Origin of the sequence: Fuerstiella marisgermanici (assembly GCF_001983935.1) — a bacterium.
In the GTDB taxonomy this organism is placed as follows: Bacteria; Planctomycetota; Planctomycetia; order Planctomycetales; family Planctomycetaceae; genus Fuerstiella; species Fuerstiella marisgermanici.
In genome coordinates, this window is the sequence record NZ_CP017641.1 from 1,202,368 (window position 1) to 1,224,142 (window position 21,775).

The window sequence follows — 21,775 nt, forward strand, 5'->3', positions numbered from 1 at the left end:
AATACGGGCGGGCAGGCATTCGTCCGTTTCCGGGACGGCCGTAGCAGATTCAAACCAAACAAGGCACTCACGTATGTCACTACCTGTAATCACGGGTGACAAAGAAGAAGTTTACGAAGATCCATTGGATCTGATGGACGAAATCGATGAGCTCAAGAAGGAAAAAGACGCCAGCATTCTGGCTCACTTCTACGTCGATGGCGAAATCCAGGACATCGCAGACTTCACCGGCGACAGCCTCAAACTGGCTCGCGACGCCACCAAAGTAAAAACGTCGACAATCGTGTTCTCGGGCGTCCACTTCATGGGCGAATCCGCCAAGATCATGAACCCGGAAAAGCGAGTCCTCATTCCGGACATGCTGGCAGGTTGCTCATTGGCAGAAAGCTGCCCGGCCGACCAGTTAGGCAGCTTTCAGGAACAGTTGCGTGCCGAAGGTCGAAGCTTCGAAACTGTCGCCTACATCAATACGTCGGCAGCGGTCAAGAGCCTGTGCGACTGGATTGTGACCAGCGGGAACGCCCAGGAAATTATTGGCCGAGTGCCCGACGACAAGGAAATTCTGTTCGTACCGGACCAGCACCTGGGCAGGTATCTGATGGAAGTCACCGGGCGGAAAATGATTCTGTGGCCGGGTTCCTGCATGGTGCATGAGGTCTTCAGCATTCAGGATTTGATCCGAGCCAAGCGGAACAACCCCGGCAGCAAAGTGATCGCTCACCCCGAATGCCCGCAAAACATTCTGGAGATCACCGACTTCATTGGCGGTACGGAAAAAATGCGTCAGCACGTGATGTCGGTCAAGGAGCCCACAACATTTCTGGTGGCCACCGAATCGGCCATGATCCACGCCTTCGAAAAGTCGGCCCCGCAACACAACTTCGTGCCTGTCCCCGGCATCATGGTCGACACGGGCGAAACCTGCGCCTGCAACCGCTGCCCACACATGGCTCGCAACACCCTACAAAAAGTCCGCGACTGCCTCCGAGACGGCACGCCGGAAATCGTCTGGCAGGACTACTTCGAAAAAGCTCGAGCCGTTTTGGACAAGAGCCTGCTGTAGGCCACGCGAATGCGATTGGGCATGATTGCGATTGCAATCGGTCATATTCGTGCGAACGTCGCGGTAGTTTTCGCCAGTGAAGTTGGTGGCCTGGATTGCGTAGCTGTCCATTTCAGCTTGGAGACTGGTCTTTTTCTGTCGGTTAGATTTTGATACGACAGGTGGATGGACACGGATGTCAGTCAGATCATCGCTGTGGAAGTGAAGCAGCTTGTGCTTAGCCTGCAGCGTGAGGTTGCGGAGCTGCGGGACGAGAACCGGCGGCTGCGTGATCGGATTGAAGAGCTCGAAGGTAAGAACCCCACAGAGCGACTCGACGAGGCGTTTTCGGTGACGGCGGAAGAGAGACGCCGCGCTGAAACGGGCCGCCGAAAAGGTCGCAAAAAACAATCCTCGGCGCGTCGCGGTCGTCGCACAACCGAGCAGAAAGCGGACAACGCCGAACGACGCGAACTCATTCTGCCGGAAGGTTACAACGTCGCAGAGTGCCGTTTCGTTCGGGAACGTTTCGTCTGGAGAGTGATCAACGGCCAAGCCGTGCAGGTCGTCTATGAAATCTATCACGGCCCCAACGGCGAGAAATCCGAAATTCCGGGCGTGTGGCCGCGGTCCGAATTCGGCATTGAAGTTCATATCGCGCTGGCTCGCATTGTGACCATCACGGGACTGTCGATCGACAAGACGTGTGCATTGATTGAATTCTTCTGGAATCTGCCGCTCGGCAAATCCCAGGCGGACGCTCTGTTGAATCAACTGGCACGGCGTTGGGAACAGGAATTCGAATCTCTGTGTGACCTGATGGCGTTCAGTGCGATTGTGCATGCAGACGAAACCAGTTGGAGTATCAACAGCGTGTGGGCTTTTTTGTCGGAGAAGGCGCGCGTGCTGATCTTCGGATGCCGCAAAGACGGCGACACACTGGCTCAGATCCTGTCGAAAGAGTTGTTTGGAGGCGTGCTTGTTTCGGACGATGCGGCCGTGTACCGAGGTTTCAGTCACGCACAGAAATGCTGGGCTCACCTGCTGCGGAAGGCCATCCGTCTGACGCTGCTGAAGCCGGACAACGAAGAGTACCAGCGACTGCTCGACGGCCTGCTGGAAATTTTCTACGCGGCCAAACGCCACGCCGCCGATGGTCGTCTTGGCGATGCCGGTCGTGCGGCGAAGGTCGATGAACTTGATAACACGCTGGCGGCTCTGCTGGTGCGTTACTGCGCCGAGGATTCCGATGTTCGGGCGGCCGACTTCGGCAAGGATTTTGCCAACCTGGTCTCAGAACTGATTCGGCTGATGACGGAAGAGGAGTTGTTTTGTTTTGTGACAAGCCCGGCCGCGCCAGCAACGAACAACGAAGCGGAACGCAGTCTTCGCGGCGCGGCCATGGACCGTCGCACAGGTCGAACGAGCAAAACATCGAAGGGAGCCCGTCGCCGCAGCATTCTTACAAGCGTCCTGGAATCGCTGAATCTCCATCTGAAAACACCAACGCTCAGTTCCGTGGTGGCCGAGGTCATGACGTGGCAGCAGGATGGATTCAGTCTGTTTGATCGACTGAAACTTGAAGTCGGCCTGACCTCCGCGCCGCCCGGTCAGTCGCGACTGTCCAAACTCGTCCCCGCCAACTGAACACCACACCTCACGCTGCGCACCACGCGGAAATGGACAGCTACGTGACAGAAAGGAGCGCCCGTCAATTCCGTGGTCGGCAAATCCCGTCGCCGGTGGATAGCTATCAGCAAGTTCGATCGAGGTCGGCAGCACATCGACGAACGAAAATCAGCGAGGCGTTGTTCGTGCCGGGAGCAACGAAACGCGAAAAGAGTCCTGCCCCTTCTTTCTCCTCGCGGCCATTAGAATCCGGCGCGACGTGGTCGATAAATCTACCGTAATACGGACGTAAACCCGACTTCTGGAACTAGACCACCGCTGCTCAGCGGTCGATATAGCGTAAGGGGTGGTTTCTATCAAATTGATTTTGGTCGACGCACTTGCTAGTCACGCTGAATATAGCTGCGCCTCGAATAAGTTGGTCCATCCGGGTTCTTTGTGGGTGAGGCGTTAATTCGTTAGTTTTCGTGGGATGCAGGGAACAGACTTTTACGAACAGATTTTGGGACTGACGGGGCCGTGGTTTGTGGCGGACGTTCAGCTGGATATGGAAGCTCAACAGGTCGACGTTTTCGTCGAACATGGCGAGGGCGAAACTTTTTGCTGTCCGGATTGCGACAGGCAGCTGCCGTGCTATGACCACACGAAGTCTCGCAAATGGCGGCATCTGGACACGATGCAATTTGCGACCATCCTTCATGCCCGCACGCCTCGCGTGAAGTGCCCGGATCATGGCGTCAAACAGATCAGGCTTCCCTGGGCGGAAAAGAACAGCCGCTTCTCATTGTTCTTTGAACGCTTCGCCATCGACGTTCTTCTGGCCACACAAACCGTGAAAGGGGCGTGCAGCATTCTGGGGATCTCATGGGATGAATCGTGGCACATTCTGCAGAAGGCGGTGGCTCGCGGGAAGGATCGCAAACAATCGAAGAACCTCCCTCGAATCGGCATCGACGAGAAAGCCTTTCGAAAACGACACAACTACGTCACGCTGATCTATGACTTGGACAAGAGCACTGTCGAAGCGATTTCCGATGGTCATGACACGGCAGCCGCTGATGCCTGTTTCGATCAGCTTTCCGACAGTGAAAAGCAGTCTGTGGAGGCGGTTGCGATGGACATGAGTGCCGCATACGTCAAGAGCACCAAAGGCAACATTGCATTGGCCGAACAGAAGATTGTGCACGACCGCTTTCACATCATGAAGCTGGCAACCGAAGCCGTCGACAAGGTCCGTCGGTCGGAGCAGAAGAAGCTTCGCGCCGAAGGCGATGATCGATTGACGGGAACTCGGTATCTGTGGCTTTCAGGCCAGGAGAATCTCAGCGAAAAACAGCAGGAACGCTTTGATGCCGCATGGAAGGCAGAGTTACTCACGGGCAAAGCGTGGGCCTACAAGGAGATGCTGCGAGACCTCTGGGTTCATGACACTCCGGCAGAGGCCACGACGTTCTTCAATGACTGGTACAAGCGAGTCATCCACACAAAGCTGGAGCCAATGAAGAAAGTCGCTCGCACGATCAAAGAACGCTTAGCCAATGTGGTGAGCTACTGCACTCACGGAATCACAAACGCCGTCGCCGAAGGAATGAACAGCAAAATCATGGCCATCAAACGAAGAGTCGGCGGATACCGAAACCGCGACAACTTCAAAACCGCCATCCTCTTCTACTGCGGAGGACTCGACCTCTACCCACAATAATCCCGGATGGACCAAAGATCGGAAGCAATGCAGCGGCCACGCCACTCGCGGCGGACTTCAAACTTATTGCGAGTGCCAAGCCGATCTTTGCGAAGATTGGAAGTAGTGCGGCACCCATCACGCGAAACACGCCGACGATGTTTGTGGCCGATAATGCGGCAGCCGTGGTAAGAAGTCGGAAACCGGTGATGGCTAGATTCAATGGGCCGGTGATGAGTCCAAGCGATGACGCAACACCTCTTAACCCAACGCCGACGACGGTTAAGGAAAGCCCCACTCCCGTGATTGCGGCACCGGCGGCAATCATCCCGGCAACCACGGCGGCGATGGTCGCGACCAAACCCTGATTCCTGCCGATGAACTCAGTGACGCGACCGGCAACGTCAGAGAACTTGTCGGTCAGATCTTTCAGCGATGGTTCGAGCGAGCTACCGATGGCGTGCGAGATACCTTCGATGGCTGAGAGGAATCGACGGAAGCTACCGCCAACACCGGCATCCATCTGCGCGGCGGTTCGGGCGGCTACACCATTTGCTTCAGCCAGCTTCTTTCGGAAGCTTTCGACAGCCTCAGTACTGGCACCAACTGCAGCGGCGGCACCTGCAGCACGCGAGTCGAATAGGTCTGCGAACAGGTCAAGCCGTTTGACTTTCGATAGGCTGCCGGACTGTTTGACGATGTCGCTGAGGATGTCATTCAACGGCCTCATCTCGCCCGTGGCATCGGTGACGGCAACGCCGATACCTTTAAGCGTTTCTTGCGTGTCTGTTTTGGCGAGTTGCAGGAACACCTGACGAAGCGAAGTGCCCGCCATGGAACCTTTAATGCCGATGTTGGCTAAGATCCCGAGCGACGCGGCAGTTTCCCTGACCTTCGCGCCGACCTGATTGGCAATCGGCGCGACTAGCTTCATGCCTTCGAACAAATCGGTAAGCGTTTGGGCCGAACCATTTGCCGTTGCGGTTAATACGTCGACGACCTGCCCCGTCTTGCTCACGTCCAAGCCGAATCCGCGAAGGGTGTTCCCCGCGATGTCAGCAGACTCGGCTAGCTCAGTTCCCGTGGCACGACTGAGGTTGAGGATGGAACCAATCGACGTTTCGATTTCGGTCGTATCAAACCCGGCCCGACCCAACGCCACGGCACCTGCGGCAACTTCCGCAGCGGTGAAACTTGTCGTCCGACCTAGTTCACGAATGCGAGCGGATACACTGGCAAATTGCCTCGGTAACGCACCCGTGATGCCGCTGAGTAATCGCAGTTGATCGTCTAGCGTGGCGAACGACCGCACGGACAAAAAGATCGGAGACGCGATCGCAAGACCGATTCCGCCCAACTTCGCGCCGAAGCTGGTGAACTGAGCGCCAAGTCGTTGAAGCCTTCGCCCGACTGCGTCCAGACCACCCTGAATCCGATCCGTGAATCGGCGGACGGCTTGCCCGATTCCTTCCTCTATATTGGACCGAATCTGCCGGACTGCTCGCGAGACGTTGTCTGTTATGCCGACTTGCCAGTTGGCTTTGCCGAGCTGAGTGATAGCCATGATTCGTTAAACCTTTTTGAGCTGGTTAATGAAGATGGCTTTCGTTTTGGGAGTGATTTTTTTCACCAGCGGATCGATGATCGGCCTCGCGCGAACACGTTGTCTCAGTCGCTTCACGGGTCCGATTTTTTGGCCGGTTTTGCGGTGTCGTCGCTGACGGAGTGCATTGGTGGTTCCGCCCTTGTTCAGCTTTGCCGCAAGGTCTGAATTCAACCCGCCCGTTGCACGCATACCGATGGCCACGGTTTTCTTGCGCGTGTCCACTTCGAACATCGCCAGCCCCTTGATTCGCCCGTGGGAGGATGGAACCTGACCCGGCTCACTGATCGCCTTTCGCGTGCGGAACATTCGTCGCAACGTGGTCCGGCCATAGCCACCAGCGCGGTAGAGTGCCGTGTTTTTCGCGCGGTCGACTTTCCGCAGAAATCGGTCTGATCGGTCGCTGATTTTTTTTGTGATGCGGGACATAACTTAGAATTGCATCGGAAGATAATTGTAAAAAAACAGCCGCCGCGGAATGGATGAGTCCGGGCGGCTGTGGCGCGTGTGACGGATCGCGACAACCGTCTCGCGCGTTATGTTTGGAGTTCTGAAATCGGCAACCAGCCGACGATGTCATGCTCGCTGCTGCCATGAACCGGCACTAACTCGCGAGCGACTTCGACGCGATGTGCGCCGATATCTCTGACCATCGCTTTTATTTCAGCGTCGCCTGAAAAGGCGCAATCGACCAGCAGGTTCTGAATTGCGTCTTCGGCCGATCCTGCGCCGTCGAAATCCACGAATGGTTTTGCCGAAGCGAAGTTTCGCTCAGTAGCGGCTGCGATTAACTTTTGAAGTGTCTTCGTTTTTGCGTTGCTCATGCTTCGTCCCGCTCCGAAATATGGAATTGTGCAACCTTGTTCTTCCGATCGGAATTTGCGCCAAGTCCGGTGAAACTCGTTTCTCGCCAAGCAAAATCGTGCGCGACTAAACACGGACCCACGATTCGCTGGTTGTTGACGACTTTCACTTTCCCCGGCTTGATGAAGCTGAGCCGTGACCAGTCACCACGAACGCTGGCTTGCCATTTGTGCGAACTAATTTCATTGCCGGGAACAAATGATGAATACACTTCTCTTGCGGCTGGTGAGTCAATGGTGAATCGCCCCTGAATCGCATGCAGCATTCCGCTCTTTTTGTCGATCTGGGCTGTGTGCGTGCCGACTCTTTTTGCTGGAGAGTGGTCCAGCAGAGTCGGTTGTGACTCATGCTCAACGCTCGCTGTGTTGACATCGATAGCGATGGGATAAGGCAGGTGCGGCTGGTCAATTTTACCGCCGTTGTACGCGGCAAGTGCGGCGTATTGCAGTCGGTCGCGAGCGAATTGGAAATCGACAACCGGCCTCGCAGGTGTGGCAACTTCGGCGACGGGTTCATTGAACGACGCGGCAACATTCCGTGGCTTGGATTGCAGTAACTGCTCGGCGACTTCGTCTTCAGTGAGTAATCGCTCGATGTAGTCACAACTGGCGTGAATTGCAAAGTCTGATTCATCGTCGACTCTCAGCTTCGCGATCGCTTCTCGCAATACAGCGCGACGACTACCGCCGTGATTCAACGCGGTCTGGACTCCACTGTGCTGGCTGAAGCACGCGAGGATACCGCCCTCCACAAGCTGCCTCGGAACTTGCTGAAGCTGCTCGCGGAACGTCTTGACCTTCGCAGCTCGCTCCTGCAGCATACTGATGATGTGATAAGGAACGCGGTCACGCGGCGGCGAATTATCGGCGGCGATCGTCTTGCGTCGCGCGGCACCTTCGCGGCGGCGTTGCTCCTCTTCCTGCTGCCAACGACGCTCGCGAGCTTCAGCGAATGCTTCGGCCTCACGTTGCTCAGCACGGCGTTGGCTCGCCTCAATTTGATAAGCCTGCTGATCCAGAAGACGCTGATCTGCCGGTGCGATTTTGAAACCTGTCGGCGATTCAGGGCAATCAATTTTTCGCGGATATAAGAGCGACATTGATAACACTCCGTTACGTCGGAAGCTGTAGAACCGTGGTGATGCGAAGCGAATCAGGACCATCGTCGGGCATTGATGGACACTTTCGGGAGTTCATGCGGGGCTGCTTGTGGGACGAATAAGCCCGTTGCCGGATCGAGCCAACTCGTGAGCAGATCAAGCCGCTCGCGGATTTGGTCGGCCAACAGTTTCGCGGCCTGCCCTTGCTGTAATGCCGCCTGCATGTTTACCTCAGCCGATTCGATGCGGCTTGCGATCGACTCGGCTGATGCACCCTGATCCATCTTGGCCGTCGTAGGCGATCCATTACGAAGCGACTCAAGATCGGCCTGCAGACGCTGACCTTCCTGAATGCGACGACCAGCCAGGCTATTCAGCTTCTGAAACCAGTGTTGAGCACCGAAATTCTTGCCGCCATCGTCGACGAAATCTGCGTATTCGCTCGGAATTGCCTCACGCTCCGGCTCCGGAATGCGATCGATCAGCTCTCGCTGGTTGTCGTGGACCTGATACGCATGCCGCGCGTCTGACAGTCGGGATTCGATTGGCGCGGTGACGGCTTCCAACTCCTCGACAAGCTGGTCGATTTGGCTGCCATGTTGATCGCGTTGAGCCAAGATGCCGGGAAGACGGGATCGCTCGGAATCGCGATGAGAGATGGCTTTGGCCCGTGCGACATCCTTCAGGAAATCGCGTTCATTTTTTCCAAGATGTTGAAGGAGGCTGCCAAACTGGTCCGGCGTGATCGGTGGTTGGCTCCCCGTCGCCTCGGCCTTGACCGTCGACGCATAGACCTTCGTCGCCTCCATTCGATCCCGTGACTTCGCAGCCTGCGCCCGTTGCAGAAAGCTCAGGCTCTGTTGCTGCGGCTGCGATGCGTCCTGAATTGAGGATGCTGCTGGCACTGCTGTTGTTGCTGTTTCTGTCATCATTCTTGTCATCCATTTTCTGTCTGGTTATCTGAACTTCGCGCGGCTCATCACCGTCGCCATCAACGGCAATCCGCCCCCCGCGGCCACCCTCATATGTAGTCACATCGACTACATCATCACCACCATCATCATCGCCACAATCACCGTCCAGAATTGCGGTGATGTCACTCTGATAATAGCGACGCACACCACCGGGCAATTTGACGGCGCGCAGGATCTGTTGGTCGACCCAATTCACCAGACACTGCGTGGTGACACTCAGCATTTTGGCCGCTTGGCTTGGACGGATCAGGCAATCTGTAGGGCTTGTAGTAGTCATGATGACAACAATCGCATGTTGCGGGTTTGATGTCAATGTAGCAGGTTGGGGAAAGTGCGAAGTTTTTGCGAATTGGCTGCCAGATTGGCGTATTGGGCAGCGAAAAGGCTGGCGAAATCGGGGTTGAGTGGGGAAGGAATTCAGTCGGGTTGGGTTGCGGGATGTGTGGATTCGGCAGGAATTTGGTGTTTTGTGGTGTGGGGCTTGGGTGAGATTGAGGCTGTGGTGTCGCGAATGTGGTGCGGTTGCGTGGGTAGTGTAGTCGCTATGACTTCCGTGGTGATTTGCTGGAAGGCGATGTGCGTGGCGGCGCGATAGCATTCAGGCGGCGACGTGGCGGCATGGCGGCGACGTGGAAAAACGCTGGAGTTTTGCCGCTTTCCGGTGTGAGTGACGATTGTGAGGGTCAGGACGGCGGTCAGATTTCTCGTGAGCTTCGCGAGAATGGCCCTGTAATTGCCTGAGTCCGATCTCGGCGTGGTGGGTTGCGACTGGGTCGATTTCAGGCCCTCAGATCGCCTGTGAGGCGTCCGAAGCCGAAGTGAATGCGGCTGGAGATGGCTGTGGCAGCCAAGATTTGGGCAACCTTCAGACCTTTGAAATGATGTAAGTGTTGTGCTGGCAACGACTTAGATATACCAGACACGACCCAATACCCCGCCTCTTCCGCTGGGTAGGCTGAGCGCGGGGTGGGGTGCCCGGAGTACCTTTTCCCTGCAGCCTCCCCCCAGGGTGGTCTCGGGTCGGTCGGCGGCGGCGTCAGCGGCAGCCGTGGGTGGTGCTGACAGATCGCCGTCCGATGACGGAATGACACCCGTGACGCTTTCGCGCCAACCCCGCCTAGTTAGCACTTATATTGCGTGTCTTCTACGTATTCTTTTCTTCTTTTCTCTCCCCTCCCTTCAATATAAAATAAAGTGTCATAAGAGTCATAGAGATGGATTGGCTAGGGAAAACACTGGTCCCGACCGATGACAGATTTTGCCGAAATGGCCGTCATGATAACGGTAGAATCCGTCACGATCACAATTAGAACCCTCGACGTTTGTTAAAGTCGTCACCTTCCTGTTTCAGGATTCTGTCTTCCACGTCGCAGTGCTCAAAAGAAGTGACACCATTCCATCCAATGCCGCGCATCTTCGAATTACGTGCATCGTGCATTCTGGTCACGTGTCCGGCGTCGATCATGCGGTTAAGGTCTCGCTTCATTTTTGAGGTTCCTACGCGCCTTCCCACAACGTTTTCAAACCACTCGGTCGCGACGTCGTTAGGGATCAAAATGATGTCGGTCTCGGGCAAGTATCCCAGTTCACTCAGCTTCTCGTCGAAGTAGCTTTCTACATCGCCCGATTCCTTGAAATCGACGTCCATGCCTCCTTGTCGGGACGCGATTACCTGAAGAACGTCACCGGCACCTTCCAGCCGCTTCAGGACGCCACGATCCCAAGAATCGAACCGCGTACTGCCTGAGACGTCCTGCACCGGCCTTTGTAGCTCAGCAATACAGTCTTCAAGGATGTCCCAGAGATGCTCTCGAATGAAGCTCCGGACGCTCTCTGTATAGTCGTCGCGTCGTTTTGGCATTCGGATCTGAATAGGAATCGCTCTGGTCGAAATGTCTCGGCTCATACTCGGGCCATTTACTGTCAAGATCCAATTCAGATTGTTCTGCCTGCTGGATTCACCGACGTTGTTTTGCCGACCAGAAATCGTTTCCAGCGTGATGACCGATTCCAGTTCGTCGTGGCTGAATCGACCGGACTTCACATTGTCGATCAGCACGACTCTCTTCGCCCGGCCTTCCGACGACAGCAACCTCGCGCCGAATTTGTCGAAGTCTTGCCGCTCGGACCACTTCAGGAAGCCGCCGACCAGCAGAGACACGTTTTGCGCGAGTGATGTTTTACCAGCGTTGCGGTCTGGCGATGAGATCACAAACAATGGCCGCTGTCCGTACTCGATCCCCGAAACCAAAGTGCAGATCATGCTTTTGATTAGCGTACGATCTGCGTCTGTTGCTGGCAAAAAATAGTCGAGCATCTTTTCCAGATGCGAGCCATCGCCGGTCTCCAGTTCACGATGCGCGTAATACACGTCCGCTTGCTGCGGAAATTCTGGAAACGTTTCGACACGAGAAAATTCCTCCGACTCGAATATCAGATGCTGATAGAACTCTTCTTTAGTGTGAAGAAATGAATCCCGCTTGAAGTGAGGCGGCGCGTTCATTCGGCTGCCGATCCATGCGAATAACTGATGGGGCGATTCGAGGAATCGAACATCCTCATCGCCCTCGTGGACGAATAGTCTTCCTCTGGTCACCTTGGGCCAACCGCCAGTCGCTGCATGCAGGTTCTCTTTAATTTCCTGTAATGACAGCGGCGTGGTAACCACGGTTTCCTTGCCATCCCCTCCATCCTCTTTGGTGGTTTCGGTCTCATGGTTGGCGAGCGGTTCCCCGCGAGATACTACAGTCGTCGCTTGCTCAGCGGTCTCGGGGTATTCCGCAGACCGATCGGGCAATGACACCAACTTTTGCAGTAGCTCATTCCGATCGCGCCGCTCATAGAATTCGCACCAGTCGGCAGCATCATCTTTCGATTGGATGTCGTCGGCGAATTCGGGGTCGTCGGCGAACTTACGAACTTCAATTGCCGATTGCGGACACTGTTGCCTCAGAAGCCGGATAACCCGCTTCGCGAAATTCTCTCCGGATTCGTCGTTGTCCGGAAGGATGACGATTCTCAAGCCATTAAGCGGACGCCAATCTGTTTTCTGGGGCGACTTGGCACCGTTGGATGGCGAGACGGACAGAACACCTAAGACTCTCAGAGCGGCAGCGGCTTTCTCGCCCTCGTTTACGTAGACTGTTTTTCGGCTGGTGATCTCAGGCAAACCTGTCAGGAAAGCCCTGCCTCCCGACGGCAGGGGCTTTTTGATTTCTGTATCCAAGACGTCCAGCAACCCATAAAGCGGCCGATTATCCTTAATCATTAGGCACTGCCAGCCATCATCTTTGACGCGAGTGACCTGGCGGTAGGTTTTGTCGCGACCACCGTCAGCCGTTGTAAAGTTATAGCGACAGACGATGCAGGCAACGGAACCATCCGCGTAGAAATACGTGTACGTCTTGTGGGGTAACGATTCGGCTTCCGGCAGAGTGCCGCTTTTTTGCAAAGACCAGCCGAGTGCGGCAAAAGCTTTGCCAACCGTCTTGTGTACTTTTTTTCCGGCGACTGGATCGGGCGCAGGATCGCTGTCGTGCTCAGCTCGCTTCCGCGATGGTCCAGCCGTCGCTTGGGGCAGCTGCTTATTTCTCGCCACGGATGTTGTTGTGGTCCGTGGTGGTTGCGGCTGGCCACAGTCGGATCCCGCTTCGCTGCTGTAGTCGTGAAACAGTTGCGACATCTTAACGCCGAGTGCTTCACAGATTGCTTCCGTGCTGCAGCCGCCGGAAAAGCAGTCCATCACCACACCGCGGTCTCCATCAGTGAAGCTGAAGCGATTTTTTCCGCAGCTGGGGCATCGCGTAACGTAGCCACTGCCCTCTTGCTTGATGTGTTGTCCGGATTCAGGATGAGCAGCAACGACTTCTTGAAAGTGCTGGAACGCGGGATACATTTTCAACTCCGTATGTGCGGATCGCCGTGAGCGATTTCCGTTTGCTTGGATTGTTCATTTTCGCTTGGCTTTCATTCGTGAGGCTTGGCATTGGTTCTTTGACCTATTCCATTCGCGATTCGCAGCGGTTCCACCGTGCGTTGTCAGTGAGGCGTGACCCTGTCACGCTTTCGCGTCAGATGTCGCCTTCGTTTCCCGGCAGCTCGACCAGCGACATACACACCCTTCCTGTCGCATGGTCTTCGAGCACGACAGCGAACCGGACGCGGCACGATTGGCAGGCAATGAACGTCCTCACTGTGATCGACGAAGGCACTTCGTGAAAATCCGCGTGGCCTACAGACTTGATCTGCTGTTCGTTGAGGACGGCGCTGAAATGATCGGTCGCAATGTCACCGGAAAATGCTTCCAGCTTTACGCTGTCGCAGCACGGGCAGCAGAGATATTGGCCGTCCGTTTCGAGCGGGTGGACTGGCAATCCGATCCTGTTGGCGAGCTTCTGCAGCTCAAACCACGGATGTTCGGTTGTGGAATCGGCGGCGGCCAAAATCTGGCCGCTGATCGGCAGGTTGTGGAATCGAGCGATTGATTCCAACGCAAGTTGCTGTAGAGTTGCAATATCCATCGCGAATCCATTTCCGTTTCGTCTTGGTGATTCATGGAAACTCGCTCCTCTGCTTAGCTGGCGTTGGGGGCGAGTTTTTTTTGTGCGCGGCTGTCAACAGTCGTCATACAATCGCGCCAACAAATGCCGCACCTGCTTTCGCAGGTGATTGATTTGCCGTTGTTGACTGTCGATGCGTTCGCGAAGCTGTTGGCGCTCGGCAGCGGCCTGAATGAGAGCGTGGCGTAGATCGGCTGCGGTATGGACGTTGGGTGATCGCCGCGGTGGTGGCGGTGTGACTGGGCGGTTTGGATCGGGTGTCCGTGTCGGTGGGGGTTGTGGTTGTTTGGTGGTCATGGCGCGTCCTTCGCAGTGAGCTTTGATTGACAGTCTCTCCAGCATGACTCAGCGAATGATTGAAGGCTGACTGACGGGTGGTCGGCGGCGGCGGGTTGAATATCAGCCCATGTGCGATTGCGACGAATGTCGCTAACCGTGGAATGATGCACGCCGTATGTGGCGGCAATCTCGCGATTCGAAGCACCTTCAAGAATCTGACGCTTGGCAATACTGACTTGCAGCCTGCGGAATGTTGTTGCACTTGAGTTTCGAATATTTTCCGCCTGCGATAGCCACCGGCAGTTGTCTTTACAGTAATCCCCGTTGCCGTCGCGGCGGTCGAGTTGATACCGCTTCGATGGACGTTCGCCCATATCGCGAAGGAAGCACTGAAAGCCAGTCAACACTCCGTCACCTTCCCGCCATTCAGGGCAGACGCGAATCCCACGGCGTCCGTAGTCGCGGTATCCCTTAGCACGTTTGTTGGTGCAACGTTGGACCATGCCACGCCACACTGAGTAGAGCGGATGTTGCAGGCATGGCTTGCCGTTGATCAGGATTGCGTTGCGACTGTAGTTTCGAGCGGAAACCATTAGAAGAATCCCTTTCAGTGCGTCGCGACTCAATGCGAAAACGCATTTTCAGGTTTCTTCCTCGATCGTCTTAGCCTTGCGTGCCGCTTCGCGTCGGTAACTGCACGACTGCGTTCCCAGTCAAGCAAGGCGGCGTCGGACGTTCGGTACACGGCACGGTCTGATGTGCTGTCCGCAATGTTAATGCAGTCGATTTCACCATTACGGAAAAGCGTTCGTACCCGGGGATCTGAGATGCCATAGCGTTCCGCCACGAACTGAACGCTTCTGTTGTATTTAACGCTTGCCATTGGAAGCCTCTCCAGCAAAGGAAGTAATAGAGCTTCAGCACAATGACAACTCAGCAAGTGAATCCTCTACGTCAACACAGCCTGACTCGCGAATCAGGCAATCAGGCTGCCTGATTCGCCTGCGCAGGCTGTTTTAGTCCGATTCTGGGTGCGTGATTTGCTTCACGATCGCCTTAATGTCAGCCAGCAGACTCTTATCTAACGGCACTGTGATTTTGTCGAGAATCTGTTTATTCTTCGGAAACTCAGTACCGCCAATCTCCCGGACAGCAGCAACCACGGCTTCGACTTGTCTCAGGCTGAAAACCCGATCGCCAGTGCGGTTTACTTGTGGCGGTGGCACCACTTCCCGCGGCGCTATATCAGCCTGTGATTCAATAGCAACGCTTGCAGCAAGCGAGCTGACAGCAGCTCGACATTCATCCATGCTGCGGCTTCCATTCACGCTGAAGAATGGCTGTGGGGCAATCAACTCATGCCCAGTCTTCGCATTCACTACGCGAATGGCTGCGCCAACCGTGTGGCATCGCCGAACAGCGGCTTCTTCCTCCCACAAGCCACTAAACGGTTCGCCGTGCGTGTCGTTAAATGCGTCAACGGCTTCTTTGATGTCGGCGAACATTTTCTGCCGATCATCCCAGCTCTCAGCGAGTAGAGTAATTCGTTCTAGCTCGGTTGGTTGGTCCATCGTCTTCACCCTCTGGTGCGAGAGTCTGGAGTTTTGAAAACGCGGGGAAAGCCAGTCCAGAGTTCTGGCCTTGTCGGGAGCTACCCTATCCCCACGCGATTCAAACGATCACTCAGTCGCTAAATAGCCAATCATGCACGTGTTCGCTGATCTTGATCAACGCATCATCGTTCGCCTCATGGATGTATGATTGCGTTGTGCCGCTTCCCGACGGCGTGTGACCAATCGTCAGTTGCACGCATTCAATTGGCACGCCCGGCGTCTTGTGTGCAACAGTCGTGTAGGTGTGACGAAAACATCTCCAGCCGCTTTCGAGTTTCGGGTTCCGCACGAATAGACCACGCTTAACTAACTTGTCCTTCAACCTGCCAAATGCCTGAGCGAGTGCGTCAGCCTTTTCGTTCCGTTCGTTGCGGAGTCTGGCCGTTGCGAAGATGATCGTGTTTCCGCATTCGTTGCATTCGGAATCGCTGTCGCCTTTGATGGTGACAATCTCACCACATGATTCGCACTTTGTTTCAGCAACCAGCTTCGGGTTATTTAGCGGCTTCCCAGCACGATTCAGGATCAGCCGATTGAACTCGTTTGGTTGTGCGCGAACTTCGTTAATGGCCTCAACTGTTTCGTCCCACAGCCACGCGCGACGCTCGGTAAGTTTCTTCTTTCGGAAGTTATCAAGCCACCGGCCTTCAAGGTCTTCAGGCTCAAGGTCACTCACGTCGATGGTGTACTGCCCACAGTTGGCAGCAAGATGGATGGCGGCGCGAAGTTCAGGATTCGCGTGCGACATCATCGCTCGAATTTCCTGCGGCGTGAACAGTCTGGTTTTCTTCCTGACTGCCTTCAGTTGTTTCGCCTGCAGTTGCTTAAAACTGGAACCGAAGTTCGGCGGCTTGAATGGCGGGCAATCATCTGAAGACAACCCAAATTTGAAAATGCCGCGTATCAGGCGAACGTGGCAATCAACAACAGAATCGCTCGGCTTCCGACCTTTTACTTTCGCGAAGTCGCCGCTGACAATTCGACTCATCAGACCGTCAAAGTCGGAGCTTCGCAGACTCACAACAGCACGGTCCCCGAATGCTCGCGTCAGTATCTCAGCGGCTGTTAAATGCTGTTCCAGCGTCTGAGGATGCAGGCCGTACTTTTTGCCAAGCCGTGGTGTCTTGAACTGCGTTCGCTTTGAAAGAATGAACCAGTCCACCAGCTCGGCAACTGTGAAGACATCAGCAGCCTCACGTTCCTGCCGTGGTGACTGAATTTGAGCTTCGATATAGTGCAGATCTTCGTGATATCGTTGTAGTGCAACTCTCCAGTCTGAACCAAACGAATACTGCTTTCCTTTGATCTTCTTTACCCACGCACCGCTTCCCTTGTGCCAGTTCAGAACGAAGTCTGATGGTGCGTCGACCGGCCTTTTCTTGGTCTTGTTTTTTCTGACTGGCTTGGCTTTCATTGTTTTTCCTGCGCCCCTGAATCTTGGTGATGCGGGTGATGTAATGGGTGATGTAACCACACTCACGGCCAATTCGAAGGATAAAAAGCAGGGTTTTCAGCGTCAACATCGCAGACTTAAAATCTGGGGTTCCAAACGGAGCGTGCGGGTTCAAGTCCCGCCCGGGGTAATGAAACACCAGTAAAAAATTGGCGAAATCGACCACCTTGCTAGTTTATGGCAAATGTGGCTGCGACATCCGAGTTTCAGCAGTTTTCCTAAGTCACTGCAAGTTTACTGAAGTTGGGTGGTGTAAGACCGCCAGTGGGTGGTGTAAAGCTGCCGGGTGGTGTAATTCGGGTGGTGTAAACTTGCTCCAACGGTCGGATCAAATCTCGGTATCCGCTTATTTCGCACCAACACCCATCTTTCCCACCCGCCTCAAACGCCTCACAGAACGCGGTTCGCATCTTGGTCGCGGTGTACCGATCACGTCCGGCAATCGCCGTCATGCCACCGCAAGCCCTCGCTGCCCTTCGTGCCTGGAAACTCACCAGCGGCCTGAGCTTGTCCGCCTGATGCAGTGGACGGAATTTCTTGGTGGCTTCGCAGATCGAGTTCGACGCTTCCGTGGCGGTGGGCTGCCCCCGAGATTAGGTCCGGTTGTTATGAGAGTTGTGGGCTGACATTGGTATTGAATAATCTTCCAAACAAGTTGTGCTGAGCCCCGTCCGCCTTCGCTGTCGCCTCGGCCTTCAACGCGGAGCTCAGGTCGAGGTGATGGCGAAGGTGGTCGGGGCGGCTCCCGTCTGTCGAGCTCGAACCGAAGGCTGCGCGGCCGCAAACTCGTTCGGAGTCTGGTAGTCCAACGCGCTGTGCGGACGAACTTCGTTGTACAACCTCACGTACCGATACCCATGTTACCGAGGCAGTAGTTCGGTATCGATGGCACCCTTGGTTTGATCAGCCCGTCACGATTGATCGAGCGATCGTACGTCGTGATCGCGGAGCTGTCTATTTGTGTCGTCCTGCCGACGTGACGGACGGAAAGTTTCGTGAAGTTCCGCAGTGGATGTTGAATCAGTCTGTATGCTGCGTCATGCAGCTACGCGACGAACCCTGCGTTTCAATATCAGCACTATTGAATCTTTCAGCACTGCTGCGGGACGCCACAGCGGGCGATGAGTTTCTGATAGATGTTCAGCATTTCCAATCTTCTCAGGGAGATGCTGATGCCACAACCCAGAACGAAACCGACAACACAGCTTGATCTGTTTGAAGTGAGTCCGCCCCGGCCGCGATGGAGTGATCTGCCCAGCGAGACTCGGGAAGAAGCGACCCGATATCTGGCGGAACTCGTTCGTCATCATGCTGAAAATCTCAACAGCGGAAAGGAGTCCGAAGATGAGTGAAAAGATTGAAGCCATCCATCTTCAGCGGAAAGCCGTTCTTTACATTCGTCAGTCGTCGCCGTTTCAGGTGCTTCACAACGAAGAAAGCCGCAGGCTGCAGTATGCCATGCAGCAACGGATGCGTTCACTGGGATGGAAAGACATTGAAGTCATCGATGAAGATCTGGGGCGCAGCGCGTCCGGCAGCGTTGTTCGATCGGGATTTGAACGCATGGTCGCCGATGTGTGCCTCGGGAAGATCGGGGCCGTTGCTGCACGAGAGGTGTCGCGGTTTGCTCGCAACAGTCGTGAATGGCAGCAACTGGTTGAAGTTTGTCGAGTCGTCGACACGTTACTCATCGATCAGGAAACGGTCTACGCTCCTCGCCGGAGCAATGACCGACTGTTGCTGGGACTGAAAGGAAGTTTGAACGAATACGAGCTGGACCTCCTTCGTCAGCGATCCGTAGAAGCTCGGCGTGAAAAGGCGCGCCGAGGAGAACTGATCATTTCGGCACCGGTCGGATATCTGAAAACGGGAACGACTCGAGGCAAAGATCAGCGCATTGAGAAAGACCCGAATACTCGCGTGCAGCAGATGATCAATCTGGTGTTTCGCAAGTGCTTCGAACTGGGGAGTGCGAGGCAAGCTCTGATGTGGCTTCTGGAAGAAGATCTCCAGATGCCGGCGCGAGACAAAGCCGGAGTCCTGAAGTGGAAGCGTCCGACATACGGGATGGTGTACCAGATCCTGACTCATCCGGTGTACGGTGGGGCGTATGCGTATGGCCGAACCGAACATCAGCCATCGTATGAAGGTGGATTTATCGATTCAAAAACACGGCGGCGCAGTCGCGAAGAATGGATCGCATTGATTCCCGAACATCACGAAGGCTATGTATCGTGGGAGGAGTTCGAACGATTGCAGGATTTGATTTCGTCAAACAATCTGCGTTCCGGGCGAGGCGCTGCTCGAAAAGGTTCGGCACTGTTGTCGGGAATGCTGGGCTGTCAACAATGTGGACGCCGGCTGGCCGTCGCGTACAGCGGAGTCGGAGCGAAAGTGCCGCGATACTGCTGTCATCGAGGGTATCTGGATAACGGCGAAGCCAAGTGCATCGCATTCGGTGCTACTTCCGTTGACATCGCCGTAGCAGAACAGATATTCCGTGTTGTTGCTCCTGCCGCTCAAGAGGCCGCCATGCTCGCTCACCAGCAAACAACCGAACGTGACAACGAAGTTCTCAAGGCACTGGAAGGTGAACTCAAGTCTGCTCGTTACGAAGCATCGCGTGCGCAACGTCAATTCGATGCAGCTGACCCGGAAAATCGACTTGTCACCGAGGAACTGGAACGACGATGGAATGCGTCGATGCAACACGTCAGTGACATCGAAGAGCGCATGGATCAGCAACGAAATGATAGATCTTCAATCGACGATCCTGATTTGCAGGGTCTGATGGCAGTCGTGGCTGACCTTGACGCAGTCTGGAACAATCCTGATGCTGACATTCGAATCAAGAAACGCATCGTTCGGACTCTGATCCGCGATATCGTTGCGGATGTCGACAACGACGTGAGCGAAGTCATTCTTACAATCCACTGGGTTGGTGGTGTGCATACCGAACTGCGACTTCCCCGCCGTCGTCGCGGAAAATCGACAGCCACGTCAGCAGAGGCCGTCGATGCTGTCCGGTCACTCGCACGAATCTGTTCCGACGATCTCATCGCCGGACTGCTCAACCGCAACGGGTTACCAACGGGACGAGGAAACCGGTGGACTCGAGAGCGGGTCACATCGATGCGGAACTACCACAAGATTGCCCGCTGGACTGCACAGGCTCAATCTGATCAAGGCTGGATGAACCTAACCGACAGCGCAAAACATCTTGGCATCAGCACGCGGACACTCAGACTGGCGATTGAACGAGCCGATATCAAAGGTCAACACCCGCTTCCGGACGGACCGTGGATCATCAATCGCAGCGAACTGGAGACGCCAGCGGCAAAGGCCGTTGTCCGGAAGGCAAAAACTCGAAACCGCAACCCCGCGGTACCAGATCCCAAACAGCAATCCCTTGAGTTTTAACTCAAATAGAACAAAGGTGCATAATGAAACACAGTTGTAGAACACTTCGATGTATTCGAAGATGCTCGCCCGAGCTTCCGCCTGATCCGCATACTCGCACTGATGAACCAGCTCCTTCTTCAACGTGGCGAAGAAACTCTCCGCCACGGCATTGTCCCAGCAGTTGCCTTTGCGACTCATGCTGCATTCGATTCGATTGCGACGCAGCGCTGACCGAAATGCATGACTGCAATACTGACTGCCGCGATCCGAATGATGAGTTAGCCCCGACACATCGCCGCGACGCCCCAACGCCATTTCCAATGCCGACAAAAACACGTCCGTCGACATCGTGACATCCATCGACCAGCCGACCACTTTACGTGAGTGCAGATCAATGATCGCCACCAGATAAAGCCAGCCGGATTTCGTCGGAATGTACGTCAGGTCGGACACCCAGACGTCATTCGCCTGATCACGTTCAAACTCTCTGTTCACAGTGTTTTCTGCCACCGCAAGGTCATGGTTCGAGTCCGTCGTGCGAACGCGAAAACGACGATGAGTCGATGCCGACACGCCTTCCTGACGCATCAATTTTGCAACCGTCGCTTCACAGATTTCAAAGCCACGTGACACCAGTTCCTGGTGCATCCGAGGACTCCCGCAAACGTCTTTGTGACGCTCCGAATGAATCTGGCGAATTTCCGAAATCACCGCCGACTGATACTTCGAACGAGCACTCATCGGACGCTTCCGCCACGCATAAAACCCGCTGCGCCTCACCTGCAGCACGTCACACATCAATGTGATCGGCCACTCTTCGCTGTGGTGCTGAATGAACTGAAATCTCAGTTCTTTTCGTTCGCGAAGAAGGCCGTCGCTTTTTTAAAGATGTCACGCTCCAGACGAAGACGTGTGACTTCCTTTCGCAGACGAGTCAGCTCTTCCTGATCGCTCTCTGAAATCCCGGAATCCAAACCGGCCCCCTTCCCGTACTTCTTACGCCACGTCCGCAACAAATTATCATTGATCCCCAGTTCACGAGCCGCCTGAGCGGTCGTGTAACCCTGATCCTCAACAAGTGACACCGCACTCCGACGAAACTCGTCGCTGTGCTTACGACGCAATCGCTGCTCTGACTTCTTCTTCATCGTTAACGCTCCTTGCGTGCTATATTACACGCTTAATTGAGCGCCCACTATTCATAGGGAATTCCAGAATGTCTTAAGCATGAGGGGGATGTCCGGCAGAAGTTGGGCGTGTTGTGGAACGATGGCCGTGTCGCAAAACAATATCGAATTCTACTAACTGTGTGCCAGACCGCCGTATTGTCAAACGGTGGGTGCGCTCATGGATGATTGTCAAACAGGGAGGGTGACGCTCTTGCCGAACCGATTGCACCGGTGGAGCCCTCTGACGGCGGCTCGGCAGGAGCCTCGCCCTCCCACAAGCGTGCTCGTCCAACCCAAAAAACCGAAATCCATGACCGCACCCTCAAACGGTCGTGATGATGCGTTGACTTGAAGTTGACTGTGCGAGACTGGATCATGGGCTGACGATACCACAAACTGTCTGACCTT

16 protein-coding genes and 1 pseudogene are annotated in these 21,775 nt (G+C 55.0%); 5 read left to right on the forward strand and 12 right to left on the reverse strand.

The genetic code is table 11. The annotated features are described in order from the left end of the window. Nucleotides 1-73 precede the first annotated feature (73 nt). The 3 genes from nadA (at nucleotide 74) to Fuma_RS04450 (ending at nucleotide 4,373) form a co-directional block, all read left to right on the forward strand. Nucleotides 74-1,063, forward strand: a complete 990-nt coding sequence (nadA, locus tag Fuma_RS04440) for a quinolinate synthase NadA (RefSeq protein ID WP_077023080.1) — start codon at nucleotides 74-76, stop codon at nucleotides 1,061-1,063. A 165-nt stretch (nucleotides 1,064-1,228) separates the two neighbouring features. Continuing rightward, nucleotides 1,229-2,689, forward strand: a complete 1,461-nt coding sequence (locus Fuma_RS04445; protein WP_077023081.1) for an IS66 family transposase — start codon at nucleotides 1,229-1,231, stop codon at nucleotides 2,687-2,689. 454 nt (nucleotides 2,690-3,143) lie between these two features. Further along, nucleotides 3,144-4,373 carry an ISL3 family transposase gene (locus Fuma_RS04450; protein ID WP_077022615.1) on the forward strand — a complete coding sequence of 410 codons (1,230 nt, stop codon included), beginning with the start codon at nucleotides 3,144-3,146 and terminating at the stop codon, nucleotides 4,371-4,373. Here Fuma_RS04450 and Fuma_RS04455 read toward each other — a convergent pair. The 10 genes from Fuma_RS04455 to Fuma_RS04510 form a co-directional block, all read right to left on the reverse strand. Next, nucleotides 4,321-5,916 (reverse strand): phage tail tape measure protein, encoded by a 1,596-nt coding sequence (locus tag Fuma_RS04455; protein WP_077023082.1) that lies wholly within the window; start codon nucleotides 5,914-5,916, stop codon nucleotides 4,321-4,323. The genes Fuma_RS04450 and Fuma_RS04455 overlap by 53 nt on opposite strands. Nucleotides 5,917-5,922: 6 nt before the next feature. Continuing rightward, nucleotides 5,923-6,384: a hypothetical protein gene (locus tag Fuma_RS04460; protein ID WP_077023083.1), complete on the reverse strand. Its 462-nt coding sequence runs from the start codon at nucleotides 6,382-6,384 to the stop codon at nucleotides 5,923-5,925. Between the two features lie 107 nt (nucleotides 6,385-6,491). Then, complete coding sequence (locus Fuma_RS04465) at nucleotides 6,492-6,779, reverse strand: hypothetical protein (protein ID WP_077023084.1); 288 nt, start codon at nucleotides 6,777-6,779, stop codon at nucleotides 6,492-6,494. Continuing rightward, nucleotides 6,776-7,918, reverse strand: coding sequence for a hypothetical protein (locus Fuma_RS04470; RefSeq protein ID WP_145943982.1), 1,143 nt, complete (start codon nucleotides 7,916-7,918; stop codon nucleotides 6,776-6,778). The genes Fuma_RS04465 and Fuma_RS04470 overlap by 4 nt, the downstream gene beginning before the upstream one ends. A gap of 53 nt (nucleotides 7,919-7,971) precedes the next feature. Next, nucleotides 7,972-8,850 carry a hypothetical protein gene (locus Fuma_RS34760; protein WP_145943983.1) on the reverse strand — a complete coding sequence of 293 codons (879 nt, stop codon included), beginning with the start codon at nucleotides 8,848-8,850 and terminating at the stop codon, nucleotides 7,972-7,974. Between the two features lie 1,348 nt (nucleotides 8,851-10,198). Next, entirely contained in the window at nucleotides 10,199-12,787 is a 2,589-nt protein-coding gene (locus tag Fuma_RS04485; protein ID WP_077023088.1) for a hypothetical protein, read from the reverse strand. Between the two features lie 175 nt (nucleotides 12,788-12,962). Next, nucleotides 12,963-13,412, reverse strand: a complete 450-nt coding sequence (locus Fuma_RS04490; protein WP_077023089.1) for a hypothetical protein — start codon at nucleotides 13,410-13,412, stop codon at nucleotides 12,963-12,965. Between the two features lie 332 nt (nucleotides 13,413-13,744). Then, the gene (locus Fuma_RS04495; RefSeq protein ID WP_077023090.1) at nucleotides 13,745-14,323 is read right to left on the reverse strand and encodes a helix-turn-helix domain-containing protein; all 579 of its coding nucleotides are present in this window, start codon (nucleotides 14,321-14,323) and stop codon (nucleotides 13,745-13,747) included. 423 nt (nucleotides 14,324-14,746) lie between these two features. Continuing rightward, the gene (locus Fuma_RS04505) at nucleotides 14,747-15,301 is read right to left on the reverse strand and encodes a hypothetical protein (RefSeq protein ID WP_077023092.1); all 555 of its coding nucleotides are present in this window, start codon (nucleotides 15,299-15,301) and stop codon (nucleotides 14,747-14,749) included. A gap of 112 nt (nucleotides 15,302-15,413) precedes the next feature. Next, complete coding sequence (locus Fuma_RS04510) at nucleotides 15,414-16,757, reverse strand: hypothetical protein (protein WP_077023093.1); 1,344 nt, start codon at nucleotides 16,755-16,757, stop codon at nucleotides 15,414-15,416. Between the two features lie 1,211 nt (nucleotides 16,758-17,968). Between Fuma_RS04510 and Fuma_RS04520 the strand changes: the two genes are divergently transcribed. Together Fuma_RS04520 and Fuma_RS04525 are read left to right on the forward strand one after the other, a co-directional pair. Next, the gene (locus Fuma_RS04520; RefSeq protein ID WP_145943985.1) at nucleotides 17,969-18,148 is read left to right on the forward strand and encodes a hypothetical protein; all 180 of its coding nucleotides are present in this window, start codon (nucleotides 17,969-17,971) and stop codon (nucleotides 18,146-18,148) included. Continuing rightward, nucleotides 18,141-20,216: a recombinase family protein gene (locus Fuma_RS04525; RefSeq protein ID WP_077023095.1), complete on the forward strand. Its 2,076-nt coding sequence runs from the start codon at nucleotides 18,141-18,143 to the stop codon at nucleotides 20,214-20,216. Before Fuma_RS04520 ends, Fuma_RS04525 begins: the two co-directional genes overlap by 8 nt. Before the next feature lie 45 nt (nucleotides 20,217-20,261). Here Fuma_RS04525 and Fuma_RS36735 read toward each other — a convergent pair. Together Fuma_RS36735 and Fuma_RS04535 are read right to left on the reverse strand one after the other, a co-directional pair. Continuing rightward, nucleotides 20,262-21,047, reverse strand: a pseudogene (locus tag Fuma_RS36735) (IS3 family transposase); the annotation flags it as partial. After that, the gene (locus Fuma_RS04535; RefSeq protein ID WP_077023097.1) at nucleotides 21,044-21,346 is read right to left on the reverse strand and encodes a transposase; all 303 of its coding nucleotides are present in this window, start codon (nucleotides 21,344-21,346) and stop codon (nucleotides 21,044-21,046) included. The pseudogene Fuma_RS36735 and the gene Fuma_RS04535, both read right to left, overlap by 4 nt. Between the last annotated feature and the right edge of the window lie 429 nt (nucleotides 21,347-21,775).